Annotated in this window: 10 protein-coding genes; 8 read left to right on the top strand and 2 right to left on the bottom strand. The window is 66.0% G+C overall.

What is annotated here, in order from left to right:
* Nucleotides 1-46: 46 nt before the first annotated feature.
* Together WDM24_RS01805 and WDM24_RS01800 are read left to right on the top strand one after the other, a co-directional pair.
* Nucleotides 47-964 carry an efflux RND transporter periplasmic adaptor subunit gene (locus tag WDM24_RS01805; RefSeq protein WP_338832558.1) on the top strand — a complete coding sequence of 306 codons (918 nt, stop codon included), beginning with the start codon at nucleotides 47-49 and terminating at the stop codon, nucleotides 962-964.
* 12 nt (nucleotides 965-976) lie between these two features.
* Complete coding sequence (locus WDM24_RS01800; protein WP_338830223.1) at nucleotides 977-4,126, top strand: efflux RND transporter permease subunit; 3,150 nt, start codon at nucleotides 977-979, stop codon at nucleotides 4,124-4,126.
* Nucleotides 4,127-4,160: 34 nt separating this feature from the next.
* Here the strand turns inward: WDM24_RS01800 and WDM24_RS01795 are convergent, their stop codons facing one another.
* Both WDM24_RS01795 and WDM24_RS01790 read right to left on the bottom strand, forming a co-directional pair.
* Nucleotides 4,161-4,796, bottom strand: a complete 636-nt coding sequence (locus tag WDM24_RS01795; protein ID WP_338830221.1) for a pyridoxamine 5'-phosphate oxidase family protein — start codon at nucleotides 4,794-4,796, stop codon at nucleotides 4,161-4,163.
* A 342-nt stretch (nucleotides 4,797-5,138) separates the two neighbouring features.
* The gene (locus WDM24_RS01790; RefSeq protein ID WP_166299930.1) at nucleotides 5,139-5,813 is read right to left on the bottom strand and encodes a Crp/Fnr family transcriptional regulator; all 675 of its coding nucleotides are present in this window, start codon (nucleotides 5,811-5,813) and stop codon (nucleotides 5,139-5,141) included.
* Between the two features lie 202 nt (nucleotides 5,814-6,015).
* On the opposite strand from WDM24_RS01790, the gene WDM24_RS01785 reads away from it, so the two are divergent.
* From WDM24_RS01785 to WDM24_RS01760, 6 genes are all read left to right on the top strand, one after another.
* Nucleotides 6,016-8,079: an AsmA family protein gene (locus WDM24_RS01785; RefSeq protein ID WP_338830220.1), complete on the top strand. Its 2,064-nt coding sequence runs from the start codon at nucleotides 6,016-6,018 to the stop codon at nucleotides 8,077-8,079.
* Between the two features lie 133 nt (nucleotides 8,080-8,212).
* Nucleotides 8,213-10,648, top strand: a complete 2,436-nt coding sequence (locus tag WDM24_RS01780) for an adenylate/guanylate cyclase domain-containing protein (RefSeq protein WP_338830219.1) — start codon at nucleotides 8,213-8,215, stop codon at nucleotides 10,646-10,648.
* Nucleotides 10,649-11,043: 395 nt separating this feature from the next.
* Nucleotides 11,044-11,253: a cold-shock protein gene (locus tag WDM24_RS01775; RefSeq protein WP_029084280.1), complete on the top strand. Its 210-nt coding sequence runs from the start codon at nucleotides 11,044-11,046 to the stop codon at nucleotides 11,251-11,253.
* A gap of 280 nt (nucleotides 11,254-11,533) precedes the next feature.
* On the top strand, nucleotides 11,534-11,779 hold the full coding sequence (locus WDM24_RS01770) for a hypothetical protein (protein ID WP_029084279.1): 246 nt from the start codon (nucleotides 11,534-11,536) through the stop codon (nucleotides 11,777-11,779).
* A gap of 887 nt (nucleotides 11,780-12,666) precedes the next feature.
* Nucleotides 12,667-13,770 carry an alpha/beta fold hydrolase gene (locus WDM24_RS01765; protein ID WP_338830218.1) on the top strand — a complete coding sequence of 368 codons (1,104 nt, stop codon included), beginning with the start codon at nucleotides 12,667-12,669 and terminating at the stop codon, nucleotides 13,768-13,770.
* A gap of 100 nt (nucleotides 13,771-13,870) precedes the next feature.
* Nucleotides 13,871-14,722 carry an efflux RND transporter periplasmic adaptor subunit gene (locus WDM24_RS01760; protein ID WP_338832557.1) on the top strand — a complete coding sequence of 284 codons (852 nt, stop codon included), beginning with the start codon at nucleotides 13,871-13,873 and terminating at the stop codon, nucleotides 14,720-14,722.
* The last annotated feature ends 53 nt before the right edge of the window (nucleotides 14,723-14,775 follow it).

Genomic DNA, 14,775 nt, shown 5'->3' with positions numbered 1-14,775 from the left:
ATGGCGCGACACGTTCTGGCGCGACAAGTTCTGGATTGATCCGGTGATGAATTTTTCCCAGTACCTCAAGCCCGCGCTCGGCACGCTGTTTGTCATCATCCTCGCTGTCGCCTATTACGCGTTCGAGCACCGCTCCCATCCGGAGGAGAAAGAGACGCCGGGCCAGGCGCTGGTGGTGGTGACGAAGTCGACCAATGCCTGCTTCTCCGACATGGTCCGCGTCACCGGCTTCATCGTGCCGCGCCGCGAGGCGCAGGTGAATGTCGACCAGGAAGGCTCCAAGGTCACCGACGTGCTGGTCCGCGAGGGCGATACCGTGACCGAGAACCAGGAACTGGCGCGGCTGACCCCGCCGCCGCAGCAGGCCGCTCAGGGCAACGCCAAGCCGATCGTGCTGCGCGCGCCGGCGGCCGGCCTTGTCACCGAGGTGCGCACCGCACCCGGCGCGCCGGCCTCACCGCAGGCGCCGCCGATGTTCAAGATCTCGATCAACAACGAGATCGAGCTCGACGCCGAGGTACCGGGCTTCCAGCTCTTGAAGCTCAATCCCGGCGCCAATGTGCGGATCAGCCGCGACGATGCGCCCGACATGGTCGGCAAGGTCCGACTGATCTCGCCGCAGATCGACCGCGCCACCCAGCTCGGGCACGTCCGCATCACCATCAACAACAATCCGACGCTGAAGGTCGGCATGTTCGCGCGCGCCAATATCGACGCCAAGCGCTCCTGCGGCGTCGCGGTGCCGCGCACCGCGATCGACCGCCTGACCCTGCAGGTCGTGAAGGGCAACACGGTCGAGACCCGCCGGGTGCGCGTCGGGCTGACCTCCGACACCTCGACCGAAATTCTTGAAGGCCTCGACGTCGGCGAAATCGTCGTGGCCGATGCTGGCACCTCGCTGCATGACGGCGACCAGATCAAGACCATGTTCGCCGACGAACTCGATCGCACTCGGACACGGTAATCGGGCACGCTAATGGCTTTGAACATCTCGGCATGGTCGATCCGGAACCCGCTTCCCTCGATCGTCTTCTCGATCATCCTGCTCGTGCTGGGCTATGTCTCCTTCACCAAGCTCGCGGTGACGCGGCTGCCGAGCGCCGACATTCCGGTGATCTCGGTCGCGGTCTCGCAATTCGGCGCCGCGCCGTCCGAACTTGAATCGCAGGTCACCAAGACGATCGAAGACGGCGTCTCCGGCGTGGAGGGCGTGCGCCACATCTCCTCATCGATCACCGACGGCCTGTCGGTGACCACGATCCAGTTCGCGCTGGAGACCAACACCGACCGCGCGCTCAACGACGTCAAGGACGCGGTGACGCGGGTCCGCGCCAACCTGCCGCAGAACGTCACCGAGCCTTTGATCCAGCGCGTCGACGTCATCGGCCTGCCGATCGTGACCTATGCCGCGATCTCACCCGGCAAGACGCCGGAGCAGCTCTCCTATTTCGTCGACGACGTGGTCAAGCGCGCGCTGCAGGGCGTCCGCGGCGTCGCCCAGGTCGAGCGCATCGGCGGTGTCGAGCGCGAGATCCTGGTCTCGCTCGATCCCGACAAGCTGCAGGCGGTGGGACTCACCGCGGTCAATGTCAGCCAGATCCTGCGCGGCACCAATGTCGACGTCGCCGGCGGCCGCGCCGAGATCGGCAAGAACGACCAGGCGATCCGGACGCTGGCCGGTGCCAAGACGCTGAACGAGCTTGCCGGCACGATGATTCCGCTGTTCGGCGGTGGCGAGATCCGGCTCGACGACCTCGGCACCGTCACCGACACCATCGCCGACCGGCGCACCTTCGCCCGCTTCAACGGCGAGCCGGTGGTCGCGCTCGGCATCAAGCGCTCCAAGGGCGCCAGCGATGTGGTGGTCGCAGCCGCGGTGCAGAAGCGGATCGACGCGCTCAAGGTGGCCTATCCCGACGTCGACCTCAAGCTGATCGACACCTCGGTCGAGTTCACCAAGGGCAATTACGAAGCCGCGATCTCGACCTTGTTCGAGGGCGCGATCCTTGCCGTCATCATCGTGCTGCTCTTCCTGCGTGATATCAGGGCCACGATCATCGCGGCGGTCTCGCTGCCGCTGTCGATCTTCCCGGCATTCTGGGCGATGGACCTGCTCGGCTTCTCGCTCAACCTGGTCTCCTTCCTCGCCATCACGCTGTCGACCGGTATTCTGGTCGACGACGCCATCGTCGAGATCGAGAACATCGTCCGCCACATGCGGATGGGCAAGTCGCCCTATCGTGCCGCGCTCGAAGCGGCCGACGAGATCGGCCTTGCGGTGATCGCGATCTCGCTCACCATCATCGCGATCTTCGCGCCGGCGAGCTTCATGTCGGGGATCGCCGGACAGTTCTTCAAGCAGTTCGGCATCACCGTGTCGGTGCAGGTGTTCTTCTCGCTGCTCGCCGCGCGCTTCGTGACGCCGGTGCTGGCCGCCTATTTCCTCAAGCACCATGACCACGACGACCCGCCGCCCGGCCCCATCCTGCGCGGCTATCACAGCCTCGTCGCCTGGTCGGTGAAGCACCATTACATCACGGTGCTGATCGGCTTTGCGGTCTTTGCCGCGTCGATCTGGAGCATCACGCTGCTGCCGCAGGGCTTCCTGCCCGCGCAGGACACCGCGCGCTCGCTGCTCGCGATGGAGCTGCCGCCCGGCTCGCAGCTCGCCTACACCGAGAAGGTGACCGAGGAGATCGTGGCGCGCTTGCGCAAGCGGCCCGAGGTGAGGAGCATCTTCGTCGACGGCGGCCGCGTGCCGCCGGGCACGCAAGAAGTGCGCCGCGCCGCGCTGATCATCAACTACACGCCGAAGGCTGACCGCAAGATCACCCAGCGCGAGCTCGAACTGTCGATCGGCAAGGAGCTCGAGAACGTTCCTGACATCAGGTTCTGGTTCCTCGACGAGAACGGCCTGCGCGCCATCTCGCTCGTCGTCACCGGCACCGACAGCAACATCGTCAACAATGTCGCGAGCGAACTGGCGACGCAGATGAAGCGGATCCCGATCATCGCCAATGTGATCTCGGAGACCGCGCTCGACCGGCCCGAGCTGCGCATCCGTCCGCGCGCCGAGCTCGCGGCGCGGCTCGGCGTCTCGACCGAGAGCCTGTCGCAGACCATCCGCGTCGCCACCATCGGCGATGTCGGCCCGGCGCTGGCCAAGTTCGACGCCGGCGACCGCCAGGTGCCGATCCGCGTTCAGCTCGAGGACAATGCGCGCAGCGACCTGCAGATGCTGGAGCAGCTGCGCGTGCCGCTCGGCCAGCGTGGCGAACGCGGCGGCGTGCCGCTCTCCGTCGTCGCCGACATCCAGCTCGACCAGGGCCCGACCAGCATCAACCGCTACGACCGCGAGCGGCAGGCCACCGTCGCCGCCGACCTGGTCGGCAACGCCGCACTCGGCGATGCTACCAAGCTGATCTACGACCTGCCGGTCATGAAGAGCCTGCCGAAGGGCGTGAAGGTCAGCCCGTCCGGCGACGCCGAGAGCCTCGCCGAACTGTCCGACGGCTTCGCCACCGCGATCACCGCCGGCCTGATGATGGTCTATGCCGTGCTGGTGCTGCTGTTCGGCACCTTCCTGCAGCCGATCACCATCCTGTTCTCGCTGCCGCTCTCGATCGGGGGCGCGATCGGCGCGCTGCTGCTGACCGGCAAGCAGCTCACCACACCGGTGTGGATCGGCATCCTGATGCTGATGGGCATCGTCACCAAGAACGCCATCATGCTGGTGGAGTTCGCGGTGGAGGCGATCCGCGACGGCAAGGTGCGCGAAGACGCCATGATCGACGCCGGCATGAAGCGCGCCCGCCCGATCGTGATGACCACGATCGCGATGGCCGCCGGCATGATGCCGTCGGCCCTTGCGTTCGGCGCCGGCGGCGAATTCCGCTCGCCGATGGCGCTCGCGGTGATCGGCGGCCTGATCTTCTCTACCGTGCTGTCGCTGGTGTTCGTGCCGGCGATGTTCATGGTGATGGACGATATCGGCAGCCTGATCTGGCGCTTCGGCAAGCGGCTCGTCGTCTCCCACGCCGACCACGAGCTGACCCCGAGCGAGCACCCGGCCGACGAAGCCAAGAAGCCCGGCCCGCCGAGCATGATCTCACCCGCCGCGGAGTGAGCGCGATGACGTTCTAACCCAACTTCATCGCGGTCTAGTAAAGCCTCGTGCGATAGGCTTCTTCCATCGCCTTCTCGGCGACCTCGACTTCGACGGCGGTGGTCTGCTCGGCGATGATCCGGCCGAGCGTCGGGAAACTGTGGCGCTCGACCTGCGTGGCGGGATTCCAGAGCTTTGAGCGCATCAGCGCCTTGCCGCAATGGAAGTAGGTCTCATCGACATGCACCTTCACGCCGATGATCGGCGTGACGTTCTGCACCGTGAGCGGAGTCAGTAGATCCGGCTCCTGCGAGATCTCCGCCCGCCCGTTGACGCGCAGCGTCTCGTTGATGCCGGGCACCAGGAAGATCAGCCCGACCCCGGGCGAGGCCAGGATATTGCCGAACGTATCGACCCGGTTGTTGCCGCGCCGGTCCGGGATCAGCAGCGTCTTGTCGTCGATCACGGAGACGAAGCCCGGCGCATCACCGCGCGGGCTGGCGTCGGCATGGCCCTTGCCGTCGCTGGTGGCGATGACGAGGAACGGCGACAGTGCGATGAAGTCGCGGCAGAACTTGTCGAGATGATTGAGGACCTTCTTCTCCGCGAGTGGGCTCACTTGCCCGAAATGCGCGCGCAGATCCTCCTGCGACTTGACCGGCGGCTTGCCGTCGGTGTTCTGGCTGTCCATGACCGACTCCCTTTGGTCGGTCTATACCACGTCGATGCCTGAATTGATGCCCGCTGCGGCGCATGCGGGCTTCCGCCGCAGTGTTTTTCTCGATGATCTGCCGTTCTGCAGGACGATGACGCGGTCGCGCCGATGGCCAGGAACGCAAAACCCCTGCGGTCACGGGAAGAGACCGCAGGGGTTGCTGGTGGATGGCGTGAGGCCAGCAAGGCTGGGTGTCACCCCAAGGACCGGCTGCAATGAAAGCGACTCCGGCCTGTTCCCGCAAGCAAGTCTTTTGGGCAGGAGAAGCAGCGCGCGCGAGACATTCGCGGTCCTCGCGCGCACATTGCAGGCATCCGCTTAGTCGTTGCGCGCGACCGCCGTCAGCTTAGTCATGTTGTGCAGCATGATCCGGCCGCGCTGCAGGTCGACGATCCCGTCCTTGCGCCAGGTCTGCAGCTGCCGGTTGACGCTTTCGCGCGCGGCGCCGACGAAGATGCCGAGCTGTTCCTGCGAGATGTGTACCTCGGAGCCGAAATCCTCGGCAAGTGCGCACAGCCGGCGTGCGAGGCGGACCGGCAACGGCTGCAGCACGGATTCTTCCATCCGCTCGCTCTGCCAGCGGATGCGCTGGCACAGCAATTCGATCAACCTGACCGCGACCTTCGGCTCGCGCTCGAGGAAGCTGAGGAAATCTTCCCGCCGCAACACGAACAATTCGCTGGCTTCGCCCGCGGTCGCGTCCGCGGTGCGGTCCTGACCGTCGAGCACGGCGACTTCGCCGAACAGATCGCCGGATCCCATGAAGTTCAGCGTGAGCCGGCTGCCGTCGGAGGCCCCGGTCTCGATCCGGATCTGGCCGCGGCGGACCCCAAACAGGGCGTCGCCGGGATCGCCTTTCTGGAACAACACCTCGCCGGCCGAGAGCTGCTGGGTGTGGCAGAGGCCCGAAAGCCGCTGCAACTCGTCCGCACCGAGATCGGCGAACATCGGGTTCATCTTTAGAATGACCGCAAATTCGGCCTGTTTGTTCATTGTACTGCCTTCCAAATCGATCCAAGACGCTCGGTTAGCAAAAATCACCCTCATGGGAGTGTGTGAGAGGTCACATAAGTTCATGCTGGTAACGGATTATTTTTCGCCTCATTGGAGCGAGGTCCCGTTTGCGGGATAATCTCGTGCGATCGGCCGTGCTTTTCCGCGGCGGAACCCCGCTTGCCCGGCCTGGAACGACGACATGAGAGCACTGAGATTTGCCGGGGCCGCCATTGCTGCCGTGATTGTGATCATCGCGCTGGTGGCGGCGGTCGGGATTCCGACCACCTTCCTCACCTCTGGTATCACCGAGCGGGTCGAGCGCGAGACCGGCTACAAGCTCGCGATCAATGGCGGCGCCAAGATTGGCCTCTGGCCGACCGTCAATGTGACGCTGAGCGACGTCGTGTTGCAGGACCCGCGGGAGCGCGAGATCAACAACCGGTTCGCCGCTGCCAGCGTCGAAGCCAAGATGACGCTGTCGAGCCTGTGGTCGGGCCAGCCCGATATCACCGACCTCGTCATCGCCAAGCCTGTGATCAACCTGCCGCTGCAGCGCGAGCGCACCCGCGACCATAATCCGCCGGCGAAGTCTGCTGCGTCCGACAATGGCGGCATCACGATCCGGCATGTCAGCGTCAGCGGCGGCACCATCGTGTTTTCCAATGTGCGCGATCGGATCGAGAACCGGATCGAGATGCTCAACGCCGACGCGACCATCGGCGCCGACCGCAAGATCGTGGTCACGGGTGACGCGCGCGCGAGCGACAAGCCGCTGAAGTTCGAGATCCGCGCGACCACACCGCAAGCGCCGCTCGAGCGTCAGAGCGTGCCGGCCGAATTCAACATCGATGCGCCGGGCCTGTTGCCCGCGGCGATCAAGGCGAATGCCGAGCTGAGGTTGAACGGCACGGTCGTGATGTTCAACGGCGTGTCCGGCACGCTCGGCGACGGCGGCTTCACCGGCTGGGCCTCGGTCGACTTCGCCAGCAACAAGCCGCTGGTGAAGCTCGATCTCGACTTCCAGCGCATTGCGATCGCGATGACGCCGAGCCAGTCCGGCGCCGCGCAGCCATTGGGCACGAACAGCTGGAGCAACGCCTCGATCGACCTTGGCGGGCTCAACTATGTCGACGCGCAGGCGCGCATCTCGGCGGCCGAACTCGTGATCGGCGACGGCCGCTTCGCGTCCGCGGCAATCGATGCCTCGGTCGACAGCGGCGCGCTGAAGGGGCGGCTCACCAATCTCGGCGCCTATGAGGGCACCGCCAATGGCGACCTCACCATCGACGCGAGGGGCGCTGCTCCAACCTACGCGCTGCGGCTCGATCTCGCCGGGGTGCGCGCGCTGCCGGTGCTGAAGAGCCTCGCCGAGTTCGACAAGCTCGACGGACGCATGCAGGCCAAGATCGCGCTGACCTCGCAAGGCGGAAGCGAGCGCGCCATCGTCGGCAATCTCGGCGGCACGGCCTTCGTCGTGTTCCAGGATGGCAAGATCCTCGGCCTCAACCTCGCGCAGATGATCCGCAACCTCACCGCCAGCACCTTGTCGGGTTGGCAGGAGAGTGAGGCGCTGTCGACCGACCTCAGCCAGCTCTCGGCGTCGTTCAAGATCGACAAGGGCCAGGCCGTCACCACCGATCTCAATCTGATCGGCCCGCTGGTGAAGATGACCGGGGTCGGCACCATCGACCTCAACACAAGGCAGATCGGGTTTCGCGTCGAGCCGCAGCTCGTGATGACCACCGAAGGCCAGGGCCGCGCCGGCAATCCGGCCGGCCTCGGCATTCCCGTGATGGTCGAGGGCCCCTGGGTCAGCCCGCGGATCTATCCGGAGATGCAGGGCATCCTCGACAACCCTGAGGCCGCCTATGCCAAGCTCAAGGAGATGGGCAAGGGCCTGTTCGGCGCGAATGGCCAAGGTCTGACCGAAGGCCTCAGCGGGCTGAGCAATCTCCTCAACGGCGCGCAGGGCGGCGGAACCGGCGCACAGCCCGGCGCCGGCCAACCTCCAGGCGGCGCCGGCCGGAGCAACCCGCTCGGCGGACAGCTTGGCGAGACCATCGGCAACCTGCTGCAGCAGGGCCTCTCCACGATGAACCAGGGCAACGCGTCCCGCCCGAGCCGCAACTTGGCCCCATCCGCGCCCGACGCACCGCCGGCCGCCGACCAACCCCCGCCACCCAATCCCCCGCCCGGCACGACCGCCGAGCAGCACGACAATCCGGCTATGAACGACGTGCTGCGCCAGCTGTTCAATCGCTGAATATTCCCGGATATCCCCCGCCAATATCCGGGGCTAACCATGCGGCGGGAGGCTCCGCCCTGCCCCGCCGATCCGTGCTAAACAGCGCCGGATGATGCGGCGCACCCGATTGCGAGGGGGCGGACGAGGCTGGATGAACGGGGTGACGGACAAGGGCAAGATCTGGTTCCTGCGCGGCGGCCTGTTCGCCAAATACGTCCTCGCGCTGGTCGGGCTTGTCGTGTTCGTGCTGGCGGTCAACGGCGCGCTCGAGACCTGGATCAGCTACCGCGGCATCAGGAGCACGCTCACCGACGCGATGAGCGAGAAGGCGGACGCCACCGCCAAGCGCATCGAGCAGGCGATCTCCGACCTCGAGCGCCAGATCTCCTGGGTGACCCGCGCCTCCTCCAACACCATCGAGCTGCGCCGCGCCGACTATGCCCAGCTGCTCGGCCAGGTGCCGGCGGTGAGCCAGCTCACGCTGATCAACGGCCAGGGCCGCGAGCTGCTGCGGCTGTCGCGCCAGAGCATCACCGTGAACTCCAACGCCGACTTGTCCCGCGACCTCCGCTTCATCGAGGCAGTGAGCCGCGGCACCGCCTACGCGCCGGCCACTTTCCGCGACGGGCGGCCCTTCATGTCGATCGGCGAGCAGCATTCCGGCTTCAACGCCGGCGTCACCGTGGCCGAGATCGACCTGCGTTTTCTCAACGACTATTTCGGCGATTCCCAGATAGGCCGCCTCGCCTTTGCCTATGTCGTCGACGCCAAGGGCCGCGTGCTGGCGAGCTCGTCGAAGGGCCCGGAGACGGGCAAGGATCTCGCCGCGCTGCCGCAGGTCGCCGCGGTGCTGTCGCCCGCCGGCAAGCGGCTCGCCTCCGGCACCGACATCAACGGCAACGCGGTGCTGACCACGGCGAGCGCCGTACCGAATCTCGGCTGGCACGTGTTTGTCGAGCAACCGACGTCGCAGGCGCTCTCCCCGATCCGCGACCAGCTGGTGCGCATCGCGCTGCTGATCGCGCTCGGCCTCCTGGTCGCAATCATCGCCGGCACGATTTTGGCGCGCCGCATGCTGGTGCCGATCACAGCTCTTCGCACCGGCGCACGACGGCTCGGCGCCGGCGACTTCGGCCATCGCATCGAGGTCAAGACCGCGGACGAACTGGAGGAGCTCGCCGGGCAGTTCAACAGCATGGCCTCGCAGCTTGCGGAAACCTATTCCGACCTCGAATGGAAGGTGAAGGAGCGCACCCGCGACCTCGCGCAATCGATCAACGAGCTGAAGGTGCTCGAGGAGGTCGGCCGCGCGGTGGCCTCCTCGCTCGATCTCAACGCGGTGCTGCCGACGGTCGCCGCCCGCGCGCTCGAGATCACCCATGCCGACGCCGTGCTGATCTATGGCTATGACGCCGCGCACCGCAGCTTCAACCTGACGCAATCGATCGGCATCCACGCTGAGGCCGAGGGCCGCCATCGCGCGATCGATGCGGCGAACAGCCCCCTTGCTGAAGCCGCGGCCAATGGCGAGCCGCTGGCTTTCCCCGATCTCACAGGCGAGGGCGATCATCCGCTGCGCGACGTCGTGGTCGGCGCCGGCTTCCACTCCGTGCTGGTGGTACCGCTGGTCGACCAGCAGGGCGTGCTCGGCTCGCTGGTGGTGCTGCGCAAGGCGGCCGGCGATTTCCCCGCGAGCCTGATCGGCCTGATGAAGACCTTTGCGCACCAAGCGGTGCTGGCGATGCGCAACGCGCGGCTGTTCACTGAAGTGGACCAGAAGAGCCACGCGCTGGAGCAGGCCCATTCCACCGTGCGCGAGCAGGCAGACAAGCTCCGCGAGCAGACCGAGGAGCTCAAGGACTGGAACAAGTCGCTGGAGGCCCGCGTCGAGACCCAGCTTTCCGAGATCGAGCGCATCCGCAAGCTCGAACGTTTCCTGGCGCCGCAGGTGGCGCAGCTGATCGCCTCCTCCGAGAGTCCCGAGGGGCTGCTCGCCAGCCACCGCCGCGAAGTCACCGTGGTGTTCTGCGATCTGCGCGGCTTCACCGCCTTCACCGAAGCGACCGAGCCGGAAGAGGCGATGAACGTACTGCGCGAGTATCACGCGGCGCTCGGCACGCTGATCTTCAAGTACGAAGGCACGCTCGACAAATATGCCGGCGACGGCGTGATGATCCTGTTCAACGCGCCGATCCTGCTCGCAGACCACACGCTGCGCGCGGTGAAGATGGCGATAGAGATGCGCGACACCATCGGCCCGCTGACCGAGCGCTGGCGCAACCGCGGGCATAGCCTGGGGTTCGGCATCGGCATCGCGGTCGGCTACGCCACGCTCGGCCAGGTCGGCTTCGAGCAGCGGCTGGAATATGCCGCGATCGGCAGCGTCACCAACCTCGCCTCCCGCCTGTGCGGCGAGGCCAAGGCCGGCCAGATCGTGGTGAGCCGCCGCGTCTACGGCATCGTCGAACCCCATGTCGAAGGCCGCGCCATCGACGACCTCGTGCTGAAGGGATTCAATCACCCGATCCTCGCCGCGGAGATTCTGAGCTGGAAGGGCGAGCCGTCAGCGGAAGCGGCGGCGGAGTAGCCGGCGCGCACATCACTCCTCACCGGACGCATCCACCCAATCCCGTCATGCTGAGGTGCGACCGGAGCGAGCCTCGAAGCATGCACGGCCCCGCCGATGCCCGTCGACCCTTCGAGACGCGCTTCGCGCTCCTCAGGGTGACGGTTTGAGAGTTCGTGCCGCTACCGCGCCGTCCTAATTGCGAGGAGAGACCCGTCGGCCGCATCCGCCAGCGGGAACCCGCTACCGCCGAAACCTTGCATTCGCGGGGAAAGTGTGTATATTAGGGCCATTCGATTAGCCGTTGTGCCTTGTTGAATGGCCAGAACGGCCCTCCTCCAAAGACATCGCCAGTTGAATGGATGTGACGCGCAGTATTGCGCAAAAACGCGCTTACGCGCTTTGGAGAAGAGAAGATGGCGACAGGTACTGTGAAGTGGTTCAACGGCCAGAAGGGCTTTGGTTTCATCGAGCCGAGCGACGGCAGCAAGGATGTGTTCGTTCACATCAGCGCGGTCGAGCGTGCCGGTCTGACTGGCCTCGCTGAAGGACAGAAGGTCTCGTTCGAGCTGAAGACCGACAAGATGCGCGGCAAGACCAGCGCCGAGAATCTTCAGATCGTCTGAGATTCCTGCTTGGGCATGATTACGGCGGAAAGCGCGACGCGCTTTTCGCTCGCGACAAACGCTAGCGTTTGCGCGGAGATCATGCCGGTTCGTCATTCCACGGATGTACTGGAATGACGTTGCTGCCCGCTCGATCCACCCGGATTGGGCGGGTTTTAGCATGTGCTGTTGCGCGTGATCCCTGAGAACGCTGCGTCGCGCCGCTTGGCGAGACAGAAGCGCCGCAGGACACAGACGCGACGCGCTTGCGCGGGGGAATCATGCCCTTGAGAGGATGCCGATGAACGCCAGGAAGCCCGCTCCATCGCCCGCAAGCCTTGCAAGAGCCGACCGCCAACGGATGGCGGCCGAGGAAGGCGCCCGCGCCATCGCCGAGGTCGAGCGCGACGCCGCCGCGATCCGCAAGAACATGGAGCGGCTGCGCGCGCTGCGCGAAGCGCGCGAGGCCCAGGCTGCCGCCGAGGCCGAACTGGCGCCAGCCCCCATCGCCAAGAAGAAGGCGCGCGTGAAGCGCATCGTGCGCTGAGGTAGTGCTGCTGTAGTCGCGTCCGCACCGCTATCAATCCCGTCATCCTGAGGTGCGAGCCTTGCGGCGCAACAGCGCCGCTGGGCGAGCCTCGAAGGATGCACGGCCCCGCTCATGCCCGTCGACCCTTCGAGACGCGCGCAAGAGCGCGCTCCTCAGGGTGACGGAGCGGCAGCGCGACGGAGCCACGTTAGTCCCGGATCAACATTGTCAAACAGCGTGAGGGATATGCGTTCGCATCCTCGCGACGCGTTGCGCCCGAGTGAGCGATCAAATCACCCTCCTCGATCGTGAGAGGGCGCAGGGAAGGCCGGGCGCCGATTGCACCCGCGGGTCCCGTGCAACAAAAAGCACGGGAGGTAGGGCCACAGGTGAAACCGAAACATCCGGCCTTCCCTGCGCAATGGGTTACGGCTTACTTCGTGCTCTTCCCGGTGAGACCGGGCTTGCTTGTCACCGCCGTCGCAAAAACGCTTGCGCGTTTTGCTAGGGGGCACCTGCAACTGGGGCGCCAGAACCACACGACTTCACCGTCCGCCGGCTAACGCGCTTCGTCTCGCAACGTCCATCGCATCCCGCCGCACGTTCGTGACGATCGCGATACGCCCCTCTTGCCGGGCGGGACGGGGGAAGTTGTAGAGCTGAGTTGGGGGTAGAGCCAAGACAAATTCCGAATACCAGAATTGACCGTGGAAAGCAAAACGCCTCCTCTTCAGTCGTTGTGTCCGATCATTCGCGCGCTGATCAACATCCAGTGAATCTGACTGCGTCCGTGATCACGATCACGACCCTTCCCGCCCGTCCCAGGAATAACCCAACCCCCGCGCCGTTCGCGTCATGACGCGACGCGCGCGTCGCTGAGAACAAGAACAAGCAGGATGGGTTTGATGACGGGTTTGGACGGGACGCCTGAGGCGGCGTCGGTGGTGGCGCTGCACTGCTCGCTGGGGTCGGGACGGCAGTGGACGAAGCTGGCGGCCGCGCTCGGTGGTTACAGGTTCATGGCGCCGGATATTTCCGGCTATGGCGTTGCTGCCATTGGGCGCGACTGGCCGCGGACGCTGGATGGCGAGATCGCGCTGCTCGAGCCCTGGCTCGCAAAGGCCGAGGGGCCGATCCATCTGATCGGGCATTCCTATGGCGGGGCGATCGCGTTCCGGATGGCGACGGCATCGCCGCATGCGCAGCGGATCCGCAGCCTGACGCTGATCGAGCCGGTGTTGCCGACGCTCTTGCGTGACGAGTCGTCACGCAAGAGCTCTTTGTTTGAGCATGATCCGGTCGGAAAACCGCTGCACACTTTTCCGGATCATGCTGTGCGTGATGCGTCGTCACGCAACAGTTCTTTGTTGGAGCATGATCCCCGCATAAACGCGTCCCGCGTTTGTCGCGAGGGAAAACCGCTTCGCCCTTTTCCGGATCATACGCTGCTCGACTCGCCGGCCGACGCGCGGCTCTACGAGCGCTTCGCGCGCACGGCGCACATCGTGTCGCAGGATATTTTCGATGGCGCTGTCATGGAGGCGGTCGAGGCGTTCACCGCGTTCTGGGCCGGCTCCGGCCCGCGCGAGCAGTTCTCGCCAAGCGGGCGGCTGCGGATGATCGAGCAGGCCGACAAGCTGCCCTACGATTTCAATGCAGCGCTCGATCTGGACCGGGTGGCGGCCGCCGCGCGCGGTTTGAGTGTGCCGACGCTGCTGCTGTCGGGCGGGCTGTCGCCCTATGTGACGCAGCGCATTGTCGCAAAGCTGGCCCTGCTGATTGATGGCGCCGAGCTGCGGCATCTGCCGGCCGCCGGCCACATGCTGCCGGTGACGCATGCCGAACGGATCAACCCGGAGATTCTGCGCCACATCTGGCGCGCCGAGGAATTGGCGAAGCTGCAGCTGGCCGCGGATGCCGGCGCCGCCAACGCGGCGGCCGGCACGGTGCAGCCGGCTGGCCCGGCCAGGCCGCATCTGGTATTCAGGAGGCCCTCATTTTGGGAATGAATTGCCGATGATTTTGCGCCTCAAGCAATTGATGGGTTTCGCTTCCGCCTTCGCTCTTCGAGCTACGGCGGACAAGCCGCTCTACCCATCCTACGCAGCGATGACGGCCCTCGCCGCGCTGGTCCTGCTCGCCGTCTCTCCCGCCTCTGCCGCGGGCGAGGCGGACGCGGCGCCGAAGGGCGCGGCGGTGACGGTGCTGAAGGCCTCAAAATTCTGCTTCGGCAATATCGTCGAGGCGTCCGGCATCGTGCTGCCGCGCGACGAACAGCAGGTCCGCCCCGAACGGTTCGGGCTGAAGGTGGCGGAAGTGAATGCCGATCCCGGCGACACCGTCACCGCCGGCCAGGTGCTGGCGAAGCTGACCGACGGCACCAACTCGACCAACATCACGGCCCCGGTGGCGGGCACGATCTCGGCGTCGTCGGCGATCGTCGGCGCGCCGGCCTCCGGCAAGGACGCGCTGTTCTCGATCATCGCCAAGAGCGAATACGATCTGGTCGGCATGGTGCCGACCCGCGACATCGCCAAGCTGAAGACCGAGCAGACCGCGCGGCTGAAGATCATCGGCGCCGGCGATGTCGACGGCAAGGTGCGGCGGATCGCGCCGACCATCGAGCCGAACAGCCAGCTCGGCCAGGTGTTCGTCGCCATCAGCGCCAACAAGCGGCTGCTGGTGAATTCGAGCGGACGGGCGCAGATCAAGACCGGGCAGAGCTGCGGCGTCGCGGTGCCGCTGACCGCGATCCTCTATTCCACCGCCGGCACCGTGGTGCAGGTGATCCGCGGCGGCCGGGTCGAGACGCGGCGGGTTGAAACCGGGTTGATGTCGGCCGGCCAGGTCGAGATCCGCGACGGCATCCAGGAAGGCGACATCGTCGTCGCCCGCGCCGGCGCGCTGCTGCGCGAAGGCGATCCGGTGCGGCCGGTGGGCGCGAGCGCGGACGCGAAGTAGACGGCGCTGCACCCACAGCGTCGTCCAGGGCAAGCGAAGCGCGACCCGGGACC

The organism is Bradyrhizobium sp. 27S5 (assembly GCF_037217225.1).
GTDB classification, from domain to species: domain Bacteria; phylum Pseudomonadota; class Alphaproteobacteria; order Rhizobiales; family Xanthobacteraceae; genus Bradyrhizobium; species Bradyrhizobium septentrionale.
This window is presented reverse-complemented; position numbering and strand designations above follow the sequence as displayed.

What these genes read in the sequence shown, in the direction of transcription:
- WDM24_RS01770 (WP_029084279.1), top strand. Translation starts at nt 11,534, where the DNA reads ATGAACGCCAGGAAGCCCGCTCCATCGCCCGCAAGCCTTGCAAGAGCC.
- WDM24_RS01765 (WP_338830218.1), top strand. Translation starts at nt 12,667, where the DNA reads ATGACGGGTTTGGACGGGACGCCTGAGGCGGCGTCGGTGGTGGCGCTG.
- WDM24_RS01795 (WP_338830221.1), bottom strand. Translation starts at nt 4,796, where the DNA reads ATGGACAGCCAGAACACCGACGGCAAGCCGCCGGTCAAGTCGCAGGAG.
- WDM24_RS01760 (WP_338832557.1), top strand. Translation starts at nt 13,871, where the DNA reads ATGACGGCCCTCGCCGCGCTGGTCCTGCTCGCCGTCTCTCCCGCCTCT.
- WDM24_RS01790 (WP_166299930.1), bottom strand. Translation starts at nt 5,813, where the DNA reads ATGAACAAACAGGCCGAATTTGCGGTCATTCTAAAGATGAACCCGATG.
- WDM24_RS01805 (WP_338832558.1), top strand. Translation starts at nt 47, where the DNA reads ATGAATTTTTCCCAGTACCTCAAGCCCGCGCTCGGCACGCTGTTTGTC.
- WDM24_RS01800 (WP_338830223.1), top strand. Translation starts at nt 977, where the DNA reads ATGGCTTTGAACATCTCGGCATGGTCGATCCGGAACCCGCTTCCCTCG.
- WDM24_RS01775 (WP_029084280.1), top strand. Translation starts at nt 11,044, where the DNA reads ATGGCGACAGGTACTGTGAAGTGGTTCAACGGCCAGAAGGGCTTTGGT.
- WDM24_RS01780 (WP_338830219.1), top strand. Translation starts at nt 8,213, where the DNA reads ATGAACGGGGTGACGGACAAGGGCAAGATCTGGTTCCTGCGCGGCGGC.
- WDM24_RS01785 (WP_338830220.1), top strand. Translation starts at nt 6,016, where the DNA reads ATGAGAGCACTGAGATTTGCCGGGGCCGCCATTGCTGCCGTGATTGTG.